Source organism: Pseudomonas sp. MWU13-2100, assembly GCF_023242365.1.
In the GTDB taxonomy this organism is placed as follows: domain Bacteria; phylum Pseudomonadota; class Gammaproteobacteria; order Pseudomonadales; family Pseudomonadaceae; genus Aquipseudomonas.
In genome coordinates, this window is sequence record NZ_JALLIX010000002.1 from 230955 (window position 1) to 255586 (window position 24632).

The following is a 24632-nucleotide window of genomic DNA, read 5'->3' on the forward strand; positions in this document are numbered from 1 at the left end:
CTCATCGCTGGCAAGCCGGCTCCTACAGGGGATCGCTAGGCGCAGGGTTGTGCCGGGCCTGGATCTTGTCGAGGCTGGCGTCGGCCTGGGCCAGGGAGGCTAGGAGCGCCAGGGCGAGGGGTGAATACTTGAACATTGCGGGGGGATCCTTGAGAAGTCGGGCGACCGGGAGTCCGCCTTCGCGGGCAAGCTCCGCTCCCACATTGTCCGAGTGAACTTGAAGGGGCGGCGGACACCAGAACCTGTGGGAGCGGAGCTTGCCCGCGAAGGGGCCCTCAAAATCGCCGAATACATTGCAGGTACGATCAACCCTTGAACGGGTTATGCCGCTCTACCAGCGCCGGTGACTTCGGCGAGGTGCACACCAACTATGGAGCGAACGGACGGGCGAATATCCGCAGCCTCGGTTCGGGCTCGCCAGCAGGCATGGTTGGCGGGCACTTGAGTGTCGCCGCTGGCTGTCTCGGTTCAAATTGTCGCATCCGATAGATGATTGGAAATAACCGTCCGATTTCTACCGCTGGTCTTGGCGACATACAGTGCTTTGTCAGCGATATCGATCAAATTCTCGGCAGTGACCGTTCTTGAACCTGACAATGCACTGATGCCCACACTGACGGTGACGACTTTGGCCGGTGATTCATCATGTTGAATTGAACAGCCCTCCAGTTCAGTTCGAATTCTCTCGGCAATAATAAAGGCGCCTACATAGTCGGTATTCAAGAGCACGATGGCAAACTCCTCGCCGCCATACCGGGCGGCCAGGTCGCCTTCGCGTGTGATGTGCTTCTTGATGATCGCGCCCACCAACTTCAAGCATTCATCGCCCTGTACGTGACCGTAACAATCATTGTAGTTTTTAAAAAGATCCACATCGATCATGATCAGTGCAATGTCATCCGGTCTTCGTCTTGCCTTGTTGACTTCAGCGCTGATGAACAAGTCGAACTTACGGCGATTCGGCAGTCCGGTCAATCCATCCTCCAGCGCCAGTTGTCCGAGCGCCTTGTTGGCTTGGATATAGCTCTCCTCGGAGCGCTGCAACTCCTTTTGCATCTGGATTTGCTGACTCATGAGCCTGATAAGCCGATAGCCGAGAAAACTCAGAATGAATAATAAAATCGACGATATGAAAAAGCTTGCAAAGGACTCGCTACGCCAATCCGCCAATATTTCATTTCTATCAAATGCCGCGATGACAACAAGGGGATAACCATTGACACGTTGAAAGCTGATAACCCGCTCGGCCCTGTCAATAAACGACTTTATGGTGGCGGTGCCCGCATCGACCCCGGGCGTCAACAAGGCGAAGACTTCGCCTTTGGAAATATCAGTGCCAACATCAGCGTCGCGAAAAGGCTTGCGAACGACAATATGCCCTGTGGAGGAGACCAGGTTGATCAGGCCATTTTCCCCCATGTCGATGCCATCATAGAGACTGAGAAAGTATTTAAGATAAATTGTGGCGACAGTCACTCCGGCAAAACTGCCATCGGGATGGTTAAGCCGCCGCGAGAGGGTCATCACCCACTCATTGGTTGAGCGACTGCGTATCGAGGGACCAATAAAGGGCTCCGTACTGGCGTGGTCGCGATGGTGGATAAAGTAGTCGCGGTCCGAGTTATTGGCGCCCAATGGACTCGCACCATTCGAGTTGAATAAACAACGTCCGTGTTCATCATAAATGAAAAAGCCATGGACTTGCGGCAAGCTCTTCTGTTGGTTTTTCAGTATCCCCCCCAACCTTTCCAGGGTCTGGGCGCCGGTGCCTTCAACTTCCACTTGCCCCTGAATACCCAATATCACCGTGTCGGCTTGCGTGAGTGTCGCCGCGATGCTGGTTGACAAGGTCTTGGAAAGGTTTGACATCTGAGTCTCTTTGTCATGCAAGTGATACTCCAAAGAGTTGAAAATTCCCCAAATGCTGATCGTAATCAATGAAATACAGACCGCCGCCACAAAAAGCACCACCTGGCCGAGCTTGAGCCTGGCATCCGCCCACTCGGCCTTGAGAAACGAGGTCGCTTTTGTGATCATGAAACCCTTTCCGTGTGGTTGAAATGATGACGTGTAGTTTATGCGATTTTCACGGACACCTCATATTTCTGACAGTGATGACCTGCTCGGCGCCCGAAGGATGGCTGGATAGCCGTCGACACTGTCAGGCCAAGGGGTCAACACCTGGAAGCCATCATCAGTGACCGCCACCATATGCTCCCACTGGGCCGAGAGGCCCTGATCCTTGGTGACCACCGTCCAGCCATCGCTCAACGCTCTGAATCGCGTGACCAATGTCGCCCAGCGTCGCACCGGGGCGGACCACGCGAATACCGGCGCACATGGCTTCATACGTGGTCTGGACCAGGCGCCGGGCTTGCGGGCTGGGCTCACCGACGAAGTACATGCGACTGGTATCGCCGTACCAACCATCCTTGACCACGGCGATGTCGATATTCACGATATCGCCATCCTTCAGCGCCTTGGTCGAAGGGATGCCGTGGCAGACCACCTCGTTGACGGAGGTACACACGGTTTTCGGAAAGCCGTGATAGCCGACATTACCGGGAATGGCCTTCTGCACATTGACGATGTAATCGTGGCAAAGCTGATCCAGCTCGTCGGTGGTGACTCCCGCCTTGACGTGGGGCGTGATCATCGCCAGCACCTCGGCGGCCAGTTTGCCCGCCGTGCCAGACAGCACTATTTGCGCTGGGGTATTGATCTTGACGTTGGTTTTCATTGCCGGGCTCCTGGCGCCGCGTGAGCCCGGGAACCCTGCGAAAGCTCAGCGAGCGCGCACAGCTGTTTCAGATCGAGGCCGCCCGCCAGTTCGGCGCGAATCAGCAGGCGGCTGATGTCGCGGTGATCCAGATCGGGATACAGCTCCGCCAGCATGCCTATGCGCATCCAGTGCTCGGCCTGGGCATTGATCGAACGACTCAACGCATCGCTGGCTACGCGCAGATGCTCATGCATACCTTCTGAAATTTTTACGATGCCCATCGACCTATCCAATATGAAATATATATGAATCGTATACTAGCCGATAACAACACAAGATCGCAATTTCATTGCGCGAGCTGGAATGCTCGGCGTTTTCCGTCGATGGCCGGCCGGATCCGGGCATGATCGTCTACACCCCACTCAATGACAGCACCGCCGAGAAAACCAAGGTGCTGGTCGACCGTGCCTGAGCAAACACCAGGCAGCCGTCGACCCGAGCGGCCTACCGGCCGATCACGCAATCACCTTCGCATACACCAGTCGGTCGACATTCCCGCCGGTGAGAATGAGCCCCACCCGCTTCCCCGCCATCGCCTCCCGTTCCTGCATCAACGCCGCCAGTGCCGCCGCCCCCGCCCCTTCGGCCAGGTTGTGGGTGTCGCTGTAGTACACGCGCATGGCCTCGCTGACCTGCTCGTCCGTTACCGATACGATCCGCGCCGCACCGGCCGCATACACCGCAAAAGCCTCGGGGATCGGCTTGCGCACGGCCATGCCATCGGCAAGGGTATTGGCCGAGGCGGTTTGCAGAATCCTTCCGGCTTCGAACGATAACTTCGCGGCGTCCGCCTCGGTCGAAACCACGCCCACCACCCGGGTCTTCAGGCCCAGCGCATCGCGAGCGGCGATCACCCCACAGACCCCCGACCCGCAACCGATGGGCACGTAGACGGTGTCCAGGTCCGGCACCGCCGTGAACAACTCCAGGGCGTAAGTGGCGACACCCTTGATCAACTCGCTATGGTACGGCGGCACCAGATAGAGGCCTTGCGTCTCAGCCAGTCGCGCGGCCTCCTCACGGGCCTCGTCGAAATCCCGACCAAACTCGATGACCTCGCCACCAAAGCCGCGCATGGCGGTGTTCTTCTCCACGGAATTGCCCCACGGCACCACGATCAGTGCCCTCAGGCCCAGCGCCCGGGCCGCCAGGGCGATGCTCTGGCCGTGGTTGCCACGGGTGGCGGTGACGACGCCCTGAGTGTCCGGCAGAGTGCGTTTGAGCCAGTGCATGAAGGTAATACCGCCGCGCACCTTGAAAGCCCCAGTGGGGGTGTGGTTTTCATGCTTGACCCAAACCGTGCAACCCAAGCGTTCGGCCAACAAAGGCCAGGCGTATTGGGCGGTAGCAGGCATCACCTGGTACACCTGGCGGGCAGCGTTTTCGATGTCGTCGCGGGTCAGTCCGTGCATGGCCGGTCTCTCTGGGGTTTTGCCCAGTCTAGGCAGGGGCGCGGACCGCGGGCTTTCAGAAAATTGACCTGACCTTCAGGCTTGCCCTTCAGTAAGATGGTGTTCATGAGTCGCCGAAACAGCTTGCCTTCACCGTCCCTACGCGAACCGGTCCGTCGTGCCGAGGCCGGGCCATGGGTGATCGAATTGCTACCGGCCGCCAGCTACGAAACCCGCTACATCGCGCCCCAGGCCTCTATTGGTTTTGCCTTCGACAGCCAGCGAGGCCTGCACGCAATTGGCAGCGACCGGGTGCGCCCTTTCACGGCCACGCCCAACGGCCTGGCGTTCATACCGCTCGGGTGCGATGTGTTTTCCGAGTCGCCCGAGGGCGGTGAATACCTGCGGCTGATTCGCACCGATGGCACGCCGCTGGCGGGGGATCATGCTTTCAACAACCGTATTGATCGACAGGCGCTTGCCCTCGCCCAGCAAATGCGCAGCGCGTTGTTGCGAGCCTCGCCGGAGGACGATTGGGAGGCCTGGGCGCTGGCCCTGGTTCAACGAGCGATGGGAGATACTGTGTCGGCGGCCCCGCTGCGGGGCTCGATGACCGCCCGGCGGCTGCGCCTGCTCGATGAGTTCATTGACGCCGGGCTCCACGGGCCGCTGGGCGTGCAGGCGATGGCGGCGATGCTGGGCTTATCCGAAGGCTACTTCATACGTGCGTTCAAGGACGCCACCGGCAAGAGCCCGCACAGCTACCTGATCGATCGACGCCTCGTCCGCGCCCGGGGCCTGTTGCGCGACCCGGCGAAGCGCCTGGCGGATATCGCCCAGGCCTGCGGCTTTGCCTCCCAGGCGCACATGGCCACGGCTTTCAGGCAGCGCCTGGGGGTCAGTCCGCGAGACATGCGCGGATGATGCAACGGGTCGGTCTGTTATCCGCGTGCTGGAAGGGACTGGTATAGCCGTTGCACCGCCTCCTGTCCGTAGCGCCGCTCCAGCTTTCGGACAATGAAATGCCCGCGCGCCATGTCCTGGAAGTGATTGATGAAGGCCAGGTTGATCAGTGCGCCACCCACCGCACCGATCGCCGGTATGGCCTGTGCGGCGGCTTTCTCGCCCACGTTGATACTGAATCGTTCGGCAATGGTGGCGATCAACTTGAGAATCGAGCCATCCGACAGGGACTTCGCCAACGCTGCCCGCACGGTGTAATAACCGGTTTCCGAATCATCATCTTTAGCTGATCGACCGCCGAGTGCAAAGACGGCCAGGCACGCTTGCTTGGCTTCGTCGGTATCAATGCGCTCTTCATGACTCCTGGCGATATCGGCAATGGAGCGCAACATGATTGAGGTTGAAAGCGGCAACTCGACACTGAGTCCGGCAAAACCGAAAAAGCCCCCGATGCCCCCGCTCACGGCGATACCGGTCTTGTGCCAGAGATTGGAAGGCCCTTCGCCCGGCATATCCTTCATGGTGAAAACCGCCGCATCGAGGGCCTTCACCAACGCTGATTGAGTGATGCCTGCAATTCTTTTGGTGATGCTGTTGGGCAACTGTGCCAGAGCGACCTCGATGGGCATGCCGATAATGTTCGTCAGCTTGGCCACGAAGCCGGGGTTCTCCAGCAGATTCTTCGCGCATTGCAGCTCATTTCGATCGTCTTCCGAGAAGCTCATCAATCCGTACTCGATACTGGGTTGGCAGGACCGCTGCAGGACAAAGGGCTCCAGCGCATCCTTGTGGCAACGATATCAAGGTGCGGCCACTGCATGGAAATGGCAAGTCATGATGCCACTTGCTGCTCTTTCTCTCGTATCTCGGCACTCATGTCATCACAGCAGTTTGACCAGTCCGTCAGCCATTTAGGCATATCCGCCGGCTGCTCGGTCAGCCCCATCTCGCGGACGAACTCGCTCGGCGCCACCGTGCCCCGGGCAGAGCGAAACAGGCCGCGCATCACCACGGTACCCACCACCCGGCCCCTGCTTACGAAGCGGTGCTCCATAAAGCTCCACTTGTGGTCCCAACCAAGGATCCTGCTGTGAATTTCGAAGGATTCGAACAGCCGCAGCTCGCGACGAAATTTGCCCCAGGTATCCCCCACGATCGGCACGGCCCGGTGACGCAAGGCCACGCGATAGGCACCACTGCGCAGCACGAAGTCCATGCGCCCGACGTCGGCCAGGTTGAAATACCGACCATTGGTGACATGCCGGTTGAGATCGAGATCCGACGGCCAGACACGCAGGCGTATGACGGTGGAGGCCAAGCCGTCAACGGGCTTGCGCCAGGGGCGACGAAACAGCATGAGCAGAAGTCTGAACCACAAATTCATGAATACACCGATGGGTGGGAAAGAGCGGCTTACTTTACGGGGAGCCGGTTGGGTTACAGTAGGTGCATAAATGACTTATTTCATGCGAAAAACGCAAAGAGACCTTCATGCACATCACGCTGCTCCTGGTTGATCAATGCTCCGCCGCAAGCGCCACCCTGGCTCTTGAAGTGCTGAGTGCCGCCAACCTGTTCGCCGACACCGCCAGCCCACCGTTCGAGGTGGTCTGTGCTTCGCTGAACGGAACTGATGTCACGGCCTGGGGTGGACAGAAGCTGCGGGTGGACCGGTCCATCAGCGCAATAGCCCATACCGATCTGGTGCTGATCCCGGGTTTTCTTTTCACCCTGAAAGACGCCCTGCCGACCTTCGCCGTTCATGGCCCATGGCTACGGCAACAGCATGCGCAAGGGGCAGTGCTGGCGTCCATGTGCACGGCAGCCTTCATGCTGGCCGAGTCGGGTCTGCTGGACGGCATCCGGGTAACCACCCATTGGGCCTTTGCCGACCTCTTTCGTCGCCGTTATGCCCAGGCATGCCTGGATGAAGCGCAGATGCTTTACGAGGACAATCGCTTGATCACCAGCGGCGGTGCGAGCGCCGCCATGGACCTTCTGCTGTTTCTGGTCCGGCGCTTCGCGTCGCTCGATCTGGCCCGCAAGTGCAGCAAGTATTTGCTGGTCGACAAGGTACGAACCCAGCAGTCGACCTATGCCACATGGACGCCGCCAAAATTTCACGGGGATGAAGAGATACTGCGGGTTCAGCACTGGCTGGAGGCACATTTCCAGCAGCCGGTGCTGATTGATGACGTCGCTCAACAATTCGCGTTTGGTGTCAGGAATTTCAAGAGACGCTTCAAGGACGCTACGGGCTACCAGCCCCTGCTCTATCTACAGACACTACGGCTGGAGCGGGCAAAGCAGTTGCTTGAGTCGACCCGCATGAGCGTGGGCAGCATTACCAACGCCGTGGGTTACGAAGACAGCAACTCCTTCCGCAGGCTCTTTCAACAGCGCGTCGGCCTGCTGCCCGCCGCTTACCGGAAGCAATTTCAGTCCGCTACGAGTTGATGGACCGCCGCATGGCAAGCGTTATTGCTACGAAACAGCCGTAGAGCAGTCACCACGGAGGACGTCCAAAAGGTATTGATTATCCAAGTTAGACTGATTAATACTCCGGCGGCAGAGACCGAAAACCAGGGACAGTTTGGCGAGGAGATGCACGCCAGTGAAAACATTCAACGTTCGCCAGCTGGAAAGTACTGATATTGAAGCGTTGCTGACATTTGAAACCGATAACCGTGAATGGTTCGAATCTCAAATTGATGCGCGTGCCCCTTCCTTCTATTCACGACAGGGGGTTGCCGATCATATCCAGTGTTATTTGTCCGACTTTGCCATTGGCGCCTGGCACCCCTTTGTTATCGAAGACTCCAGTGGGGGTATCGTCGGTCGAGCCAACTTGAAAAACATCAATTCACCGAAGGGTTGCGCGGAAGTGGGCTATCGGATTGATCAACGCTTTTGCGGACAGGGCCTCGCCACACTGGCCTTGCAGCACCTCATCCAGGAGGCACAGGCGTACTGGAACCTTACGCAACTACTGGCCATTGTATACAAGGACAATATCGGTTCACAAAAAGTACTGAGCCGGTGCGGATTCCGGGTCGAGCATGAGTTCTGGATGGACAAAACGAAGGATGAATGTCGACTCATCCTTTCGCTCTAGAGTCTGGCCGCGATAATAAAAAAACACCCGAGGTACTTTTTTGTCAATGCCATTAACTGGATAACGCCACCACCCTGGCTCGCGCGGCGTGCAGTTTTTTGTAGCTGTCGATCAGGCGCAGATGTCTATCGAGCCCCTCCAGCTTCATGCTCGTCGGCGTCAAGCCAAAGAAGCGCACGCTGCCGTCGACTGAACCCAGCACTGCGTCCATCCGCGGATTACCAAACATCCGACGGAAATTGACCTCGTAGTCCTCCAGTTCCAGTTCGTCATCCAGCTGTATTTCCAGCACCACGTTCAAGGCCTGGTAAAACAACCCGCGCTCGACCGTGTTGTCGTTGAACTGCAGGAAGGTTTCCACCAGCTCTTTCGCCTCGTCAAAGTGCTGCAAGGCGAGATGGATCAGCAGTTTCAACTCCAGAATCGTCAACTGCCCCCAGGCCGTATTGTCGTCAAATTCGATACCGATCAGAGTGGTGATATCGGTGTAATCATCCAGCTCGCTTTCTTCCAAACGCTCAAGCAGGGCCTTAAGGCCGGCATCGTCGAGGCGGTGCAGGTTCAAAATATCGGCACGGAAGAACAACGCCTTGTTGGTGTTATCCCAGATCAAATCGTCGACCGGATAAATTTCCGAGTAATCCGGCACCAGAATGCGGCAGGCCGTTGCGCCGATATGCTCATACACCGCCATGTAGACTTCTTTGCCCAGGCCTTCGAGAATTCCGAACAACGTCGCGGCTTCCTCGGCGTTGGAGTTTTCACCCTGGCCGGAGAAATCCCATTCAACAAACTCGAAATCCGACTTGGCACTGAAAAAGCGCCACGACACCACACCGCTGGAGTCGATAAAGTGTTCGACAAAGTTATTCGGTTCCATCACCGCGTGACTTTCAAAGGTGGGCTGGGGCAGATCGTTCAAGCCTTCAAAACTGCGACCCTGCAGCAACTCCGTCAGACTGCGCTCCAGCGCCACCTCAAAGCTTGGGTGCGCCCCGAACGAAGCAAACACCCCGCCGGTACGCGGGTTCATCAGAGTGACGCACATCACCGGGAATTCCCCGCCCAGCGACGCATCCTTCACCAGCACCGGAAAGCCCTGCTCTTCCAGGCCCTGGATACCGGCGAGGATGCCGGGGTATTTCGCCAGGACTTCCTGCGGCACATCAGGTAGTGCGATTTCACCTTCCAGGATTTCGCGTTTTACCGCACGTTCGAAGATTTCTGACAGGCATTGCACCTGCGCTTCAGCCAACGTATTGCCGGCGCTCATGCCATTGCTGAGAAACAGGTTTTCGATCAGGTTGGACGGGAAATACACCACTTCGCCGTCCGACTGGCGCACGTACGGCAACGAGCAGATACCGCGTTCTTCATTGCCGGAGTTGGTATCGATCAGATGCGAGCCACGCAACTCGCCATCGGGGTTGTAAATCTGCAGGCAATAGTCGTCGAGAATTTCAGCCGGCAGCGCATCTTTGCGGCCAGGCTTGAACCAGCGCTCGTTCGGGTAATGCACAAACGCCGCATTGGCGATCTCTTCGCCCCAGAACTGATCGTTGTAGAAGAAATTACAATTCAATCGCTCGATAAACTCGCCCAACGCCGACGCCAACGCGCCTTCCTTGGTCGAGCCCTTGCCATTGGTAAAACATATCGGTGAGTGCGCATCGCGGATGTGCAGCGACCACACATGGGGCACAATATTGCGCCATGAAGCGATTTCAATCTTCATGCCCAAGCCGGCGAGGATGCCCGACATATTGGCGATGGTTTGTTCCAGCGGCAGATCCTTGCCCAGAATATAGGTGGCCGCGTCCGCAACCGGACTCAGCATCAGCAATGCCTGGGCATCGGCATCCAGGTTTTCCACTTCCTCGATCACAAACTCAGGCCCGGTTTGCACCACCTTTTTTACCGTACAACGGTCGATGGAACGCAAAATGCCCTGGCGGTCCTTGGCGCAGATATCCGCCGGCAACTCGACCTGTATCTTGAAAATCTGGTGATAGCGGTTTTCCGGATCAACAATATTGTTTTGCGAAAGGCGGATATTATCGGTGGGAATATTGCGCGTGTCGCAGTACAACTTCACAAAGTAAGCCGCACACAACGCCGAGGAAGCCAGAAAGTAATCGAACGGGCCGGGGGCCGACCCATCGCCCTTATAGCGGATGGGTTGATCGGCCACCACCGTGAAGTCATCGAATTTGGCTTCAAGCCGAAGGTTGTCGAGAAAATTGACCTTGATTTCCATGCGGGATTACCAAAATAACGAGACAAATAATTGGCCGCCATTATCCGGTTTTTCAGTCGGAAGTCTTGTGCTTTTCAGCCACGGCCGCTGATCGGCCCCATCCACTCTCCAGTTGTTCGGTCGCCGTTACGACGTCCATTTAACCGCGTTGCCGAAAGACTGCTTTGCTCGCGCAACGCTCAACGACTCGATACGCTTCCCAACGCTTTCAACAGCAGCGGATCATGTCCATAGATATCCGGGGCATAGAGCAAGGCGCCGTCACTATCGACTTGTACCGTCCAGTAACCGAGCAGGATCGGCACCGGCACGGTCAGTCGGTATTCGTGGGTGATGCCGCTGGCCAGCAACTCATCGGTCCGTGCGCGCTCGGCCGGGGTCAGCAACAGGTCGCGCAGGTGCATCGGCTGCTCGACCCGCACACAGCCCGAACTGAAAGCCCGCGGGCCTTTGGCAAACAGAGGTTGGCTGGGGGTGTCGTGCAGGTACACGGAAAAGGGGTTGGGGAAACGCAGGACAATCTTGCCAAGCGGGTTCCTCGGACCAGCCTCCTGGCGCAGCATGATATTGCCAGGCCGTTCCCAGTCGATGGCATCCGCTGCCAGTGGATTGCCTGCACTGTCCAGTATCTGCAGGTTCTGCTGGCTCAGGTACGTCGGATCCTGGCGGATAGCCGGCAGCTTGTCCTCGCGCATGATGGTTGGCGGCACGGTCCAGGTCGGGTTGAGGGTCAGCCGGGTAACCCGCGATTTCAGGAGCGGCGTCTGTCGATCGGCACGGCCCACCTGAAGGCGCGTCTGCCACACCGGCGCGCCGTTGTGATAGACGCTCAACTGAGCCGCCGCGACATTGACCAGCACCCCCTCGGGCTCCAGGTCCGGTGCCAGCCAGCGAAAGCGTTCGAGGTTGATCCGCAACTGCTCGCGCCGTAGCGCCGGGCTGATATTCAGCTCAGTCAAGGTGCCCGGCCCGATCACCCCATCGCCCTGTAGCGAATGGCTCAGTTGGAAGTGCTTGACCGCACGGCTCAGTTCCTCGCCGTAGACCTTTTCAGGACCGCCGGGCAGGTTCTCCAGATAGCCCTCGGCGAGCATTCGCTGCGCCAGCGCGGGTATCCGCGCGTCCTCCATGCCGGGACGCAGCAAGGGACCGCCGGCGATCGCCGGCCAATGGGCCAATGGCTGCTGGCGCCGCGCCGCGTAGGCACGCCGCAGGCTTCGGTACAACTCGACATCCGGCCGCGCCTGATCAAAAGCCTGGGCCATGTCCTGCAGCCCGATCGCAGCCAGCCTCAGCACCTGGGCATCGACGTCCCGCATCGGCGGCTGTGCATGCCAGAGCGGCTCGAAGCGCGCCTGCTGCAAACGACCGTAACGCAGGTCTTGCAACGCTTGCAGATACTGCCAGCTGATCTCGACATCGGTACACAGTGCGTTGCCGGCCCCGCTGTCCTGGGGCAACGGATAACGCGCCGGGTCCAGGCCATCATCGGCCAACAACGGCAACTGTTCCTGCAGGGCCGACAGACGCCCACCGGAGGACCAGACGGGCGCATCATTGTGCAGTTGGTAAAACGCCTGCAAGCGCTGCTGTACCGAAGCGTCCAATTGTGCAACCAGGCCCGGGCAATCGGTCGACAACTGCGCCAGGAACGCCGGCAAAGGCGCGGGCGGATCCGTGAGCAAGTCCTCGGCTGTCGCGACCAGTGGCGTCACGAACAGGCAAATGCTCAAGTAATATGCGTGTTTTTTGAACAACGGCTTGACTCCAATCCACGGTCGTCGCATTGATAGTTCACAGCTGCAGCAGAAGCGAAAAACCTTCAGGCAGCCTGTGACCACGCTGCCCGAAGACCGGTGGGAGGCGCGAGCCTGGACTGACGGCTGAGGCACTTTTCAACATGCTGACTTCTTGCTCCCGACTCTGCCTGATCACTCTGACCCTGGCCGTAACCTGCAGTTCTGCCCTGGCCGCCAAGGACCTTGAACCGACGCTGTACCGCAGACTCGCGCAGGCGGCTCCGGAACTCAACCCCCTGGTCCTGAAAAACGCCCTGAACGCCATGCAATGCGCCATCAACAGTGGCCTCGAACAATCCGAGCGCCTGGCGGTGATCGACTACTCGCAACCCTCGACGAAGCGGCGCCTGTGGATCTTCGACCTGCGCAAAAAGACCCTGGTGCTACGCGACCTGGTCGCCCACGGGCAGAAGTCCGGGGAAAATTTCGCCACCCAGTTTTCCAATCAGGTCGGCAGTTATCAATCCAGCCTGGGCCTGTTCCGCACCCAGGAAACCTATGAAGGCACCCATGGCTATTCGCTGCGCATGGACGGCCTGGAACCGGGCTTCAATGACCTGGCCCGCGACCGTGACATCGTGATCCACGCGGCCGACTACGTGAGCCCCCTGTGGAGCAAGCGCGAAGGCCGTCTCGGCCGCAGCCAGGGCTGCCCCGCCGTACGCCCGCAAGTTGCGCGGCAGGTGGTCGACAAACTCAAGGACGGCCAGTACATGTTTGTCTGGTACCCCGACCGGCACTGGTTGAAGTCCTCGGCCTACCTCAACTGCAAGCCCCAGCAGATGGCCAGTGCCACAGCTCCTGGCGGTTGACTCCCAGGGGACGCAGCGCCTCTAGCGCGGATGGCCTTGGCACAACCGGTACTGCGCCACCAGCTTGTCCAGAAAGCCAAAGAGTTTCTGGTTCATTTGCCCATAGTCATTGCCACGAAGGGCTGCCGGTTGCTGGACGAAACGGCGCTCGGTCGACGTCGCGAGTTCGCTCTCGGACGCGGCGATAAGCCGCTCGACGACATCGTGGGTGAACTCCATATGGCATTGAAAGCCATACACCAGCGGGGCGTATTCAATGATCTGCCTTGGGCAGCCTTCGCTGTAGGCCAGGACCTTGGCGTTTTCGGTGAGACCCGGCATGTCGTTGTGCCAATGCCCGACTTCCAGAATATCGCCGAAATGAGCGACCTTGTCGTTACCCTGCCCCGCCTCGGTGAGGCTGATCGGGTACTTGCCGATCTCTTTCTCGGGGCTGTGAGCGAACCTGGCGCCCAGGGCCTCACCGAGCAGTTGGGCGCCGAGGCAGACGCCCACCACGGCCTTTTGCGCCATGACCGCTTTGGCGATCAGCGCACATTCGGCGGCGGCATCGAAGTGCGGACACTCTTCCCGGGTGGTGGCCGGTGACTGAGGACCGCCCAGCACCACCAGCAGATCGATGTTATCGACGTCCGGGAAAGCGGAGCTCTCATAGACACGCGAGTAGCTGGCCTCGTAGCCACGTGCTTCAACCCAGGCTTCGTAGGCACCCGGCGACTCGAATGCTTCATGAACGACGAAATGAACCTTCATTGCAACTCCTCTGGTGATAATCCCTGTCTGGCACCCGCCCTTGAGAATGAGGTCTGGCAGCGGTCACTGACAATAGAACAACGCTGCGTCCCGCTCCAGAGCATTGGCCAATATCGCACGGCCACATCGGGCCAAATGCGCTCCTGCGGTTGCAGCCGGTGCAATCCCGGCCTATGTTCCAAACGATACATTTATCTGCAACCCGCGCCCCCAGCCTGCTGTCCATCCAATACGAACTCCCCCCGTAACGAGGTGACACATGCCGAACAACTCCCGTCCCGCCGTGCTCGAACTGATCGGCAATACGCCGTTGGTGCGCGTCAGCCGCTTCGATACCGGACCGTGCACGTTGTTCCTCAAGCTTGAATGCCAGAACCCTGGCGGATCGATCAAGGATCGCATCGGCCTGGCGATGATCGATACGGCCGAGCGCGATGGCCGCCTGCGCTCCGGCTCGACCATCGTTGAAGCCACCGCCGGCAACACCGGTCTCGGCCTGGCCCTGGTGGGCCGGGCCAAGGGTTACCGGGTGGTATTGGTGGTGCCCGACAAGATGTCCACCGAAAAAGTCCTGCATCTCAAGGCCATGGGCGCCGAGGTGCATATCACCCGCTCGGATGTCGGCAAGGGCCATCCCGAGTACTACCAGGATGTCGCCGCGCGGCTGGCAAAAGAGATTCCCGACGCGTTCTTCGCCGACCAGTTCAACAATCCGGCCAACCCGCTGGCCCATGAAACCAGTACAGCGCCGGAAATATGGGCGCAAACCCAGCACGATGTGGACGCCATCGTCGTCGGTGTCGGCTCCGCCGGCACCCTGACCGGCCTGACCCGTTTCTTTCAACGCGTACAACCAAACCTGGCCATGGTCCTGGCCGATCCGCTCGGCTCGGTGATGGCCGAATACAGCCGCAGCGGCACCATCGGCACCGCGGGTTCCTGGGCCGTGGAAGGCATCGGCGAAGACTTCGTTCCGTCGATTGCCGACCTGTCCAGCGTGCGCAAAGCCTACTCGATCAGCGACGAAGAAAGCTTCGACCATGCCCGCCAACTGCTGCGCGCCGAAGGCATCCTCGGCGGTTCCTCGACCGGTACCTTGCTGGCCGCGGCACTGCGCTACTGCCGCGAGCAAACCGAACCCAAGCGCGTCGTCACCTTCGTCTGCGACACCGGCACCCGTTACCTGTCCAAGGTCTACAACGACCAGTGGATGAACGACCAGGGCCTGCTGAAATACAAGCACTACGGCGACCTGCGCGATCTGATCGCGCGGCGCTTCGAGGATGGTCGGGTGATCAGCGTCGGCCCGGACGACACCCTGCTCACTGCCTTCCAGCGCATGCGCCTGGCGGACGTGTCGCAACTGCCGGTGCTGGTGGACGGCCAACGACTGGTAGGCGTGATCGACGAATCGGATATCCTGCTGGGTATGCATGACGACGCGACGCACTTTCGGCTGAGCGTGGCCAGTGTCATGACCGACCAACTGCAAACCCTGGCCCCCACCGCCAGCCTGGCGGAACTGCAGGCCGAACTGGCCCGCGGACTGGTGGCAATCATCGCCGACGCCTCGGGCTTTCATGGCCTGATTACCCGCGTCGACCTGCTCAATCACCTACGGAGATCCCTGGCATGAGTCAACACGACAAGTCCGCCGCCCCCCGCGCCTTCGCCACCCGTGTCATTCATGCCGGGCAGTCGCCGGACCCGACCACTGGCGCGCTGATGCCGCCGATCTACGCCAACTCCACCTATCTGCAAGAGAGCCCTGGCGTGCACAAAGGCTTCGACTACGGCCGCTCGCACAACCCGACGCGCTTTGCCCTGGAGCGCTGCATAGCCGATCTTGAAGGCGGCACCCGGGCCTTCGCCTTCGCCTCCGGGCTGGCGGCGATTTCCACCGTGCTCGAACTGCTCGATGCCGGCGCCCATGTGGTCTCCGGCAACGACCTGTACGGCGGCACCTTCCGCCTGTTCGACAAGGTGCGCCAACGCAGCGCCGGGCATCGCTTCAGCTACGTCGACCTGACCGACCTCGGCGCCTTCGAAGCAGCCCTGCAGGACAATACGCGGATGGTCTGGGTCGAGACACCGAGCAACCCCCTGCTGAGCCTCACGGACCTCGCCGCCGTCGCCCGCATTTGTCGCGACCGCGGCATCCTCTGCGTCGCCGACAACACCTTTGCCAGTCCCTGGATCCAGCGGCCGTTGGAGCTGGGCTTCGACATCGTGGTGCACTCGACGACCAAATACCTCAACGGCCACTCCGACGTGATCGGCGGCATCGCGGTGGTCGGGCAAAACGCCGAACTCGCCGAGCGTCTGGGCTTTTTGCAAAACTCGGTGGGGGCCATTGCCGGGCCATTTGACGCCTTCCTCACCCTGCGTGGCGTGAAGACCCTGTCGCTGCGCATGGAGCGTCATTGCAGCAACGCCCTGGACCTGGCGACCTGGCTCGAACGTCAGCCACAGGTGGCGCGGGTCTACTATCCGGGCCTGCCGTCACACCCGCAGCACGAATTGGCACGCCGGCAGATGCGCGGTTTCGGCGGGATGATTTCGGTGGACCTGAAAAGCGACCTGGCCGGTACCAAGCGGTTCCTGGAAAGCGTGCAGATCTTCGCCCTGGCCGAGAGCCTGGGCGGCGTCGAAAGCCTGATCGAACACCCGGCGATCATGACCCACGCCAGCATTCCCGCGGACATCCGCGCGCAACTCGGTATCGGTGATGGGCTGGTGCGCTTGTCGGTGGGTGTCGAAGACGTCGAGGACCTGCGGGCGGATCTGGCACAGGCCTTGGCGCGGATCTGAGCCATGGGGGTACGGGCCGCCGCCAACGAAACTTGGTGGCCTGCCTCCTTTCTTTTAAGATGCATTTTCCATCGGGTTGATTGAGCTACCCAAGCGCCCCTATGACACCAACACTCCCCCCGCCCCCCTCCGCAGTCGGCGATAACCACATGATCGAAGTAACCGAAGTTTCCATTGCCCAGCTGCGCGCTGCGCTCGAATCCGGCCAGACCACGGCGGTTGAACTGGTCCGGGCCTACCTCGCCAGGATCGACGCCTACGACGGCACCGATACGCCTACCGCCCTCAACGCGGTGGTGGTCCGCAACCCCGAGGCCCTCAACGAAGCCCGGGCGTCCGATGCCCGCCGGGCCAAGGGCGAGACACTGGGACCCCTCGACGGCATTCCCTATACGGCCAAGGACAGTTATCTGGTCAAGGGGCTTACCGCCGCCTCCGGCAGTCCGGCCTTCGCCAAGCTGGTCGCCCAGCGCGATGCGTTCACCATCGAGCGGCTGCGCGCAGGTGGCGCGATCTGCCTGGGCAAGACCAATATGCCGCCCATGGCCAACGGCGGCATGCAGCGCGGGGTCTACGGTCGGGCGGAGAGCCCGTACAACGCCGACTACCTCACCGCGCCTTTCGCCTCGGGTTCATCGAATGGCGCCGGGACGGCGACTGCCGCCAGTTTCGCCGCATTCGGCCTTGCTGAAGAAACCTGGTCGAGCGGACGCGGCCCGGCGTCGAACAATGGCCTGTGTGCCTATACCCCTTCGCGGGGCGTGATCTCGGTACGCGGCAACTGGCCGTTGACCCCGACCATGGACGTCGTCGTGCCATATGCCAGGACCATGGCCGACCTCCTCGAAGTACTCGACGTGGTGGTGGCGGAGGATCCCGATACCCGCGGTGATCTGTGGCGGATGCAGCCCTGGGTGCCGATTCCGAGCGTGGCCGCGGTGCGTCCCGAATCCTATGGCGCACTGGCCGCCGGTAGCGATGCACTCGCTGGCAAACGCTTCGGCGTGCCACGCATGTTCATCAACGCGGACCCTCAAGCCGGCACCAGCGATGCGCCGGGAATCGGTGGCCCGACAGGTCAGCGCATCAACACCCGAGCGTCGGTGATTGCCCTCTGGGAAGCCGCGCGCAAGGCGCTCGAAGCGGCGGGTGCCGAGGTGGTCGAGGTCGATTTCCCGCTGGTCTCGAACTGCGAAGGCGATCGTCCGGGTACGCCGACCGTGTTCACCCGCGGCCTGGTGTCCAAGGAATTCCTGCACCATGAGTTGTGGGAGCTGTCGGCCTGGGCCTTCGATGATTTCCTGCGGGCCAATGGCGATCCCGCGTTGAACCGCCTGGTGGACGTGGACGGGCCGAAGATTTTCCCCCACGACCCCGGCACCCTGCCCAACCGCGAAGGCGACCTGGCCGCCGGCATGGACGAGTATGTGCGCATGGCCGAGCGCGGGATTACCCCGTGGAACGAGATCAGCACCTTGCCTGACGGACTGCGTGGGCTTGAACAGACCCGTCGCATCGACCTTGAGGAGTGGATGGACCGCCTGGGGCTCGATGCGGTGCTCTTCCCGACGGTGGCCGACGTCGGTCCGGCGGATGCCGATATCAATCCAAAGTCGGCGGATATCGCCTGGAGCAACGGTATCTGGGTGGCCAACGGCAACCTCGCCATCCGCCATCTGGGCGTGCCCACGGTCACCGTGCCAATGGGCATCATGGCGGATATCGGCATGCCGGTCGGCCTGACCTTCGCCGGTCGTGCTTATGACGACTCGGCGCTGCTTCACCTGGCTTCGGCATTCGAGTCGACTGCAAGCAAGCGTTTGATCCCGCCGCGTACCCCGGCGCTGGCATAAGACGAGCTTGATACGCTAACGGATATGCGTTGAAAAAAACTTCAGCGCACTTTCGTTGAGCTGCTGGTGAAAGGCAATCCGGTCGAACCCCTTGGCATCGACGCAGAGCTGCGGCGCATCCTGCCTCAACGCCGCAGGCCCCCATCCGCGATAAATGCGACTTCGCATTTGACGCTCCCACAACCGCCTGCTAAACCCTGCTAGGCGCATCACAACGTCAAGACATGAACTCGAGTATCCGGGCATAAGCCGCTTGTGCGGCCCGAAGTCCGAATGCTTGAGCGCGGCAGCAGGACTGCTGACGTGAGTCGCCTTGTGCTCCAGTTTTCTGCGCGCACCCAGTCAAGGATATGACCTATGGAAAGCGTTGATCGCCTTAGCAGTGCTATGGGGCGCAGTCTGATCCATCAGCCTTGCTCGTCGTTCATCCGACACGGCCTCGCCGGATTGGCTCTCTCAGGACTGTTGCTGGCTACCCAGCTGGCAGCCGCCCAGACCGGACCTGTGTTCTCCCCGGATTTACCTTCCCCCCTGAGCCCGGTGATTCCGTCGGACGTCGACCCCGCGCTGATCGGCACCCTGACGAAAAATGGCGAGTTCGCCCAGGTGCAACGGGTCTTCGATATCTTTTCCTGGCAACAATTCCTGGCAATCAATTGGCCGACAGGCGAACAAGGCAAGCCTGCGCCACACATTGCCGACCTGGCATTTGGCCCACCGGCCTGGACACGCTGGCACGAGTCATTCGAGCTGTTCCGGGAAGACGGCCGGCCACCGCCCTCGATGCTGACCGAAACACAGGCGGCACGGCCCCTGCGTCAAGCCGTGACGGCGCGCCATGGCGTGCCCCTGGGGCCAATGGCGGCTACGAGCACCGACCGCAGCAAACGTATTCTGTCGATCATCAGCGCCACCAAGGCGCTGACGGTCCTGGATGAGACCCGACAGGCCTTTACCCATCCACTTTGGGACCAGCATGGCCAGCAGGCCCATTACGAAATACTGATGAACGATACCGAAACCCAATACATCGTGCAGAACCAGCTCTACAACTTCGATGGGCAGATCGCCTTCAGCAACACGCATAACGCCTTGAATATGCCCGCCGGATCATTCAATCGTCCCGAGCAACCCGGCGCGATCGAGATCAAGCTCGCCTGGCGCATCCTGGATGAAGCGGCCGGTGATATCCCGCAACGCTATTTCACCACCACCGCGATGATACTCAACGACGACGGCAAGGGCTGGCACGATGCACAGGTCGGCCTGGTGGGCATGCACATCGCGCACAAGACCGGCACCTCGCCGCAATGGAGCTGGTCAACCTTCGAGCACGTCGACAACCTGCAGGTGAACTCACTCGAGACCGTTCAGGTCAATGGCAAGCCGCAGCACCTGCGAGCATCCTTCAACAATCCCGACTGCGCGACTTGCCTGGTCAACAGCTATCCGCCGACCAAGGATCCGGCCACAGGCCAGTTGCGCACGCAAGTGACCCGTGTGATACCCATTCCCCCCGCCACCGAGCAGATCAATCGACAAGCCCAGGCCTTGCTGCGTGACATGGGTTCGGTCTGGCAATACTACGAGCTGATCAACACCCAATGGCCGACAGACCCCGCCGCGCCGCCGACCACCCCGGGCCCGGGCACCTTGCCGGGGAGCATCGACAACAAGTCCGGCGGCAAGCCGACCCCGGTCTATCTGGCCAACTCGATCATGGAAACCTATTTCCAGCAGGGCAATCAGCCCGTGGGGCAGGAAGAGGAAGGCGGGCCGGCAGTGACCGACCATGTTTTCGCCACCGAGAGCTGCATGGGCTGCCACTATTCGGCGGGTATCGCCAGCGCCTACACCCTGGGTGCCAACGGCGTCAAAACGGCGACTTTCAATGGTCCGACCAGCGCTGACTTCAGTTGGACGTTTCAACAACTGGCGCATTTCCGCACCGACGGCACGGAGGCAAAGCCGAGCCCCTGAGAGGCTTGAGCACCCTACCGGGGCGCCTGTGAAGGGCCCCCGGGGAAGCGTGCGCAGTATCCCAGCGCTCAACCCATTCCACGGAGGAACTTCATCATGAGTCGGCCCCTTACTCAAAAAGCCTACCTGAGCGCCAACGGTGCCAGGGACTTTCTGCAAACCGATCCAGCTGGCACCTACCAGTTCGTGACGACCAACAACTTCACCCCCAACCTCGGACAGTGGACGCCATTCGGTAACGTCGGCGCCATCACGCGGGCCAGCAACAGCTTTCTGCTGAGCGCGCAGAACAACGATGTCAGCCTGCAACTGTCCTTCCTGTCTCCCCGTTGTTTCCGCATTCGCTTCAACCCCGCGGCGAATGCCAGCTACGACACTGACAATTCATATGCCGTGATCAATCGCGATCTCGGCCCGGTGACGCTCAACATCCTGCAGAACACCCAGGACCTTCTACTGATCGATACCGGCGCCCTGCAGCTGCGCATCAATTTGCAACCCTATGCCCTGCAAGTCTTTCGCGACAATGGCAGCGGACCGCAGTTGGTGCACAGCGATACGACCGATGACAATCAGTACTACAACCTGGTCTACCTGCCGGGCCATGAAGTCATTGCCAACTTCAAGCAAACGCCGGTGAATGCCTACTACTTCGGTTTTGGCGAAAAGGCCGGGGCCCAACTGGCCAAAAACGGCTTCAGCCTGACCCAGTTCAACTTCGATAACTTCGAATACCTCTCCGATACGCTGGCGCAGGGCGAGCAGTCCGGGCCGCTCAACCCCAGCGAGCCGCTTTACTGCTCCGTGCCCTTGTTGATCGAGAACAACCCCTGCCCACAGGGCGTCAATGCCGGCCCGGCGTACAGCTACGGGCTGTTCTTCGACAACCCGTCGCAGTCCTATTTCAACATTGGCGCCAATGATTACTCCGACATGGACGGCATGTACTATTTCGGCGCCCTGTACGGTGAGCTCGACTATTACTTCATGCTCGGCGACCAGACGTCAGAGGTCGTTGACCAATACACCCAACTGACGGGGCGGCCGGCGCTGGCTCCGAGATACGCGCTGGGCTACCACCAAGGCTGCTATGGCTATTACGACCAGGAAAAACTCAGCGCGGCGGCCGACGCCTACCGCAACGCCAGTATCCCGATCGACGGGCTGCACATCGATATCGACTTGCAGAACAACTATCGGACGTTTACCAGCAGTACTATCAAGTTCCCTGGACTGGGCGTGCTGTTTTCCAACCTCAAGGCCAACGGCTTCAAGTGCAGCACCAACATCACGGCCATGATCAGCAACAACCCCCTCGATGAAACCGGCGAGGAAGCGCCCTACCCCACGCGGGACGAAGGCGTGGCGCAGGGCTATTTCCTGCGCAATGTCCGCGCCGGCCTGCCAACGGACGGTTCGTTGTTCGTCGGGGAAGAAAACTACGGCGTGAACTACGGCAGCAACCCCTACTCCTACCCCCCCTTGCAGGCCAACGGCAACCACGAGACACAGCTCGGCTCCGGTGGCTACTACCCCGATCTTGGCCGGCCCGAGGTCCGTACCTGGTGGGGGCAGCAGTACCAGTACCTGTTGTCCGCGGGACTGGAGATGGTCTGGCAGGACATGACCGATCCGGCCATCTACGCCTACTACGACACACCGCAGATGCAGCAGAGTGCCAACGATACAGCCGACAGCAACCCGGCGTACGGAGAAGCGCCTCCGCCCAACGAGAACCGCGTACTATCGCCCTGGAAGACCGCGCCCCTGGACCTGATGGTGACCAGCTTCGGCGAGAGCGTGGCGCACGCCCAAGTGCACAATGCCTTCGCCCTTTTGCTCAGTGAGGCCACTTATAACGGGCTCAACCAATTGCGTCCGCAGCAGCGCAACTTCATCATTGCCCGTGGCGGTTATGCCGGGGTGCAGCGCTACGCGGCATTGTGGACCGGCGACTCGGCCTCCAGCTGGGACTTCCTCCAGATCAACCTGCCGCAGGTACTGAACCTGGGACTGTCGGGCATTCCGCTTTCGGGGTGCGACATTGGCGGGTTCGGCCCGGGCGACGGTAGCGTCGGCGAAGGCTTGATCACCAATTACGAACTGTTCACCCGCTGGATGCAGCTCGGCTCCTTTTTGCCCTGGTACCGCAATCACTATGACGGCTACGTCAAGCAGTTCCAGGAACCCTTCAACTACGCCGAGCCGGTGCCGAGCAATTGCCGGAAGTACGTCGAACTGCGCTATCGGATGTTGCAGATCTACTACGACGCCTTATACCAGTCGACGCAGACCGGCATGCCGATCGCCCGAGCCCTGTTCCTCAATGAGACGCAGGACCCGCGGATCTATGACTACCTGAACGATCAGTTCTTCGTTGGCCGCGATATCCTCGTGGCCCCGATCATCACCCCGCACGAGACCGCCAGCCCGCCCAGCCCACCCGTGCGCGATATCTACCTGCCCGCGGGGTCGCAGTGGTACGCGTTCATGGACGACGATTTCCCCCTCGAGGCACCGATCGACGGTGGAACCCTGGTCATGGGCTATCATGCGGATCTTGACCAGGTGCCGATCTACATACGCGCCGGTGCGATCCTGCCGATGCGCCAGTTGGAACAGTGGGTGGGGCAACTTGAGGTCAATCCACTGACCTTCAATATCTACCCTGGCCAGGACTCGACCTACACGCTCTACCTGGACGATGGCTCCAGTACTCAATACGCCACCGCTCAAGCCTACCGTTTGAGCGAAATCAGCCATACCGGCATCGCGAATGGCCAGAACATCCGCATCCAGCGCACGCACGATCACTACCTGCCCGCCGAACCCTTTTATTTCGTTTCCCTGCTCGGCGCCGAAGCGCCACAGTCGGTAAGCCTCGACGGAAAATCACTCGACAACGTGGAGAGCCCCCAGGCGCTGGAGCAGTCGAGCGTCAATGCGTACTACTACAACAGCACGATAAAACAGGTCTACACCAAGATCTTCGATACCCGTGCGGACACTACCCTGCAGTTGCTGTTTCCCTGAGAGAGGTCACGGGGCACCGCCTTCGGTTGGAGGTGCCCCCTCGATCGGTCATTACGCGCCGGGCAAGAATCACTCGACGGTGGCAGATGGATGGCCAGGGTGTTCAGCCGTCTCGTGCCGTTCAGTTGTCCCCCAACAACGCCAGCAATCGCTCGATATCCCCCCGACCCCGCTTGGCCCCCGGCACAAAGGCAAAATATCCATGCCCAAGCCGCAACGAAACGGCGGAAAGCGCGATCAAGCGCCCCGCCTCCAGCTCCCGCTGGGCAATCGCCTTCTGCCCCAACGCGATACCCATACCCAACTTGGCCAGCGTCACCGACAAACTCGATAACCCCGACCGCCGCCCATGGGCCGGGTCCGGCGGGCGCTCCAGGCGCTCGGCGGCAAACCAGTCGCTCCACGTAGGGTGCGAGGCATAATTGGCCCCCCACTGCGTATGAATGAACAGACTTTGGTGAACAGCCGCGAGGTCAAAGTCCTTGTTGCCATGTCGGTACCACAGCTCCGGCGCGCACACCGGCAGCACTTCGTCATGGAACAAGGGAATCGCCTCGCACGCCGGGTAGTGATAGTCCCCGTAGCTGACGCGCAGGTCCACGTCATGCCGGGCAAGATCAACGGGGTCATCCTCCACACGGACATCGACCGACAGTTGCGGGTAGACCTCGACAAGCTCCATGAGCTTGGGTGCCAGCCAACATTCCGCCAGGGAAAACGGCACGCTGACAATCAGCCGGGTACGAATCTCGCCTTCCAGGGTGCGCAGGGTCATCGCGGCAATTTCGTTCAACGCCCGCGAGGTTTGCGGGTACATCGCCAAGCCTGCATCGGTCAGGGCCAGGCGATTGCCGTTGCGCACGAACAGCTTCTTGCCGAAGAAGTCTTCCAGATGACGGATCTGCTGGCTGACGGCCGCCGATGACACCCCCAGTTCAGCACCCGCCAGGACGAAACTGCCCAGGCGCGCGGCGACCTCGAATGTCCGTACGGCATTGAGCGGTGGTAAGCGTTGCATAAGCGCTCTTCCCCTAAGTTTTACCAGGGAGAGCCTAACAATTTGTGCCGTTGTTGCGAAGTTTT

At 60.3% G+C, this 24632-nt stretch carries 20 protein-coding genes and 1 pseudogene; 10 read left to right on the forward strand and 11 right to left on the reverse strand.

Going from position 1 to position 24632, the window contains the following annotated elements:
• Nucleotides 1–468 precede the first annotated feature (468 nt).
• The 3 genes and pseudogenes from M5B99_RS02645 to M5B99_RS02655 all read right to left on the reverse strand — a co-directional run bounded on the left by M5B99_RS02645 (nucleotide 469) and on the right by M5B99_RS02655 (nucleotide 3003).
• Complete coding sequence (locus tag M5B99_RS02645; protein WP_248802513.1) at nucleotides 469–2037, reverse strand: sensor domain-containing diguanylate cyclase; 1569 nt, start codon at nucleotides 2035–2037, stop codon at nucleotides 469–471.
• Between the two features lie 60 nt (nucleotides 2038–2097).
• Nucleotides 2098–2740 (reverse strand): annotated as a pseudogene (locus M5B99_RS02650) (type I methionyl aminopeptidase).
• A complete protein-coding gene (locus M5B99_RS02655) occupies nucleotides 2737–3003 on the reverse strand; it encodes a ParD-like family protein (RefSeq protein WP_248802514.1) in 267 nt (88 codons plus the stop codon). The pseudogene M5B99_RS02650 and the gene M5B99_RS02655 overlap by 4 nt, the downstream one beginning before the upstream one ends.
• Nucleotides 3004–3071: 68 nt before the next feature.
• Between M5B99_RS02655 and M5B99_RS29940 the strand changes: the two genes are divergently transcribed.
• Nucleotides 3072–3194 carry a hypothetical protein gene (locus M5B99_RS29940; protein ID WP_263860368.1) on the forward strand — a complete coding sequence of 41 codons (123 nt, stop codon included), beginning with the start codon at nucleotides 3072–3074 and terminating at the stop codon, nucleotides 3192–3194.
• Nucleotides 3195–3237: 43 nt separating this feature from the next.
• On the opposite strand, the gene M5B99_RS02660 is transcribed toward M5B99_RS29940, so the two are convergent.
• On the reverse strand, nucleotides 3238–4194 hold the full coding sequence (locus M5B99_RS02660) for a threonine dehydratase (protein ID WP_248802515.1): 957 nt from the start codon (nucleotides 4192–4194) through the stop codon (nucleotides 3238–3240).
• A gap of 96 nt (nucleotides 4195–4290) precedes the next feature.
• On the opposite strand from M5B99_RS02660, the gene M5B99_RS02665 reads away from it, so the two are divergent.
• Nucleotides 4291–5097 (forward strand): helix-turn-helix transcriptional regulator, encoded by an 807-nt coding sequence (locus M5B99_RS02665; protein ID WP_248802584.1) that lies wholly within the window; start codon nucleotides 4291–4293, stop codon nucleotides 5095–5097.
• A 17-nt stretch (nucleotides 5098–5114) separates the two neighbouring features.
• Here the strand turns inward: M5B99_RS02665 and M5B99_RS02670 are convergent, their stop codons facing one another.
• A complete protein-coding gene (locus tag M5B99_RS02670) occupies nucleotides 5115–5861 on the reverse strand; it encodes an EcsC family protein (RefSeq protein ID WP_248802516.1) in 747 nt (248 codons plus the stop codon).
• A gap of 107 nt (nucleotides 5862–5968) precedes the next feature.
• Nucleotides 5969–6520 carry a thioesterase family protein gene (locus tag M5B99_RS02675; protein ID WP_248802517.1) on the reverse strand — a complete coding sequence of 184 codons (552 nt, stop codon included), beginning with the start codon at nucleotides 6518–6520 and terminating at the stop codon, nucleotides 5969–5971.
• 107 nt (nucleotides 6521–6627) lie between these two features.
• Here M5B99_RS02675 and M5B99_RS02680 point away from each other — a divergent pair, with 107 nt between their 5' ends.
• Nucleotides 6628–7593: a GlxA family transcriptional regulator gene (locus M5B99_RS02680; RefSeq protein WP_248802518.1), complete on the forward strand. Its 966-nt coding sequence runs from the start codon at nucleotides 6628–6630 to the stop codon at nucleotides 7591–7593.
• A gap of 157 nt (nucleotides 7594–7750) precedes the next feature.
• Entirely contained in the window at nucleotides 7751–8251 is a 501-nt protein-coding gene (locus M5B99_RS02685; RefSeq protein WP_248802519.1) for a GNAT family N-acetyltransferase, read from the forward strand.
• Nucleotides 8252–8303: 52 nt separating this feature from the next.
• Here M5B99_RS02685 and M5B99_RS02690 read toward each other — a convergent pair whose 3' ends face one another.
• Nucleotides 8304–10508 (reverse strand): OsmC domain/YcaO domain-containing protein, encoded by a 2205-nt coding sequence (locus M5B99_RS02690; RefSeq protein WP_248802520.1) that lies wholly within the window; start codon nucleotides 10506–10508, stop codon nucleotides 8304–8306.
• Between the two features lie 179 nt (nucleotides 10509–10687).
• On the reverse strand, nucleotides 10688–12265 hold the full coding sequence (locus M5B99_RS02695) for a L,D-transpeptidase family protein (protein WP_248802521.1): 1578 nt from the start codon (nucleotides 12263–12265) through the stop codon (nucleotides 10688–10690).
• A 143-nt stretch (nucleotides 12266–12408) separates the two neighbouring features.
• Here M5B99_RS02695 and M5B99_RS02700 point away from each other — a divergent pair, with 143 nt between their 5' ends.
• Complete coding sequence (locus M5B99_RS02700) at nucleotides 12409–13119, forward strand: murein L,D-transpeptidase catalytic domain family protein (protein ID WP_248802522.1); 711 nt, start codon at nucleotides 12409–12411, stop codon at nucleotides 13117–13119.
• A gap of 21 nt (nucleotides 13120–13140) precedes the next feature.
• Here the strand turns inward: M5B99_RS02700 and M5B99_RS02705 are convergent, their stop codons facing one another.
• Nucleotides 13141–13872 carry a type 1 glutamine amidotransferase gene (locus M5B99_RS02705; RefSeq protein WP_248802523.1) on the reverse strand — a complete coding sequence of 244 codons (732 nt, stop codon included), beginning with the start codon at nucleotides 13870–13872 and terminating at the stop codon, nucleotides 13141–13143.
• Between the two features lie 259 nt (nucleotides 13873–14131).
• On the opposite strand from M5B99_RS02705, the gene M5B99_RS02710 reads away from it, so the two are divergent.
• The 3 genes from M5B99_RS02710 to M5B99_RS02720 all read left to right on the forward strand — a co-directional run bounded on the left by M5B99_RS02710 (nucleotide 14132) and on the right by M5B99_RS02720 (nucleotide 18536).
• On the forward strand, nucleotides 14132–15508 hold the full coding sequence (locus M5B99_RS02710; RefSeq protein ID WP_248802524.1) for a pyridoxal-phosphate dependent enzyme: 1377 nt from the start codon (nucleotides 14132–14134) through the stop codon (nucleotides 15506–15508).
• The gene (locus M5B99_RS02715; protein ID WP_248802525.1) at nucleotides 15505–16683 is read left to right on the forward strand and encodes a cystathionine gamma-synthase; all 1179 of its coding nucleotides are present in this window, start codon (nucleotides 15505–15507) and stop codon (nucleotides 16681–16683) included. The genes M5B99_RS02710 and M5B99_RS02715 overlap by 4 nt, the downstream gene beginning before the upstream one ends.
• A gap of 149 nt (nucleotides 16684–16832) precedes the next feature.
• On the forward strand, nucleotides 16833–18536 hold the full coding sequence (locus M5B99_RS02720) for an amidase (RefSeq protein ID WP_248802526.1): 1704 nt from the start codon (nucleotides 16833–16835) through the stop codon (nucleotides 18534–18536).
• A 15-nt stretch (nucleotides 18537–18551) separates the two neighbouring features.
• Here the strand turns inward: M5B99_RS02720 and M5B99_RS02725 are convergent, their stop codons facing one another.
• Nucleotides 18552–18704 carry a hypothetical protein gene (locus tag M5B99_RS02725; protein WP_248802527.1) on the reverse strand — a complete coding sequence of 51 codons (153 nt, stop codon included), beginning with the start codon at nucleotides 18702–18704 and terminating at the stop codon, nucleotides 18552–18554.
• A 189-nt stretch (nucleotides 18705–18893) separates the two neighbouring features.
• Here M5B99_RS02725 and M5B99_RS02730 point away from each other — a divergent pair, with 189 nt between their 5' ends.
• A complete protein-coding gene (locus M5B99_RS02730; RefSeq protein WP_248802528.1) occupies nucleotides 18894–20516 on the forward strand; it encodes a hypothetical protein in 1623 nt (540 codons plus the stop codon).
• A 96-nt stretch (nucleotides 20517–20612) separates the two neighbouring features.
• Nucleotides 20613–23549 (forward strand): TIM-barrel domain-containing protein, encoded by a 2937-nt coding sequence (locus M5B99_RS02735; protein WP_248802529.1) that lies wholly within the window; start codon nucleotides 20613–20615, stop codon nucleotides 23547–23549.
• Nucleotides 23550–23670: 121 nt separating this feature from the next.
• Here M5B99_RS02735 and M5B99_RS02740 read toward each other — a convergent pair whose 3' ends face one another.
• Nucleotides 23671–24567 carry a LysR substrate-binding domain-containing protein gene (locus tag M5B99_RS02740; protein WP_248802530.1) on the reverse strand — a complete coding sequence of 299 codons (897 nt, stop codon included), beginning with the start codon at nucleotides 24565–24567 and terminating at the stop codon, nucleotides 23671–23673.
• Between the last annotated feature and the right edge of the window lie 65 nt (nucleotides 24568–24632).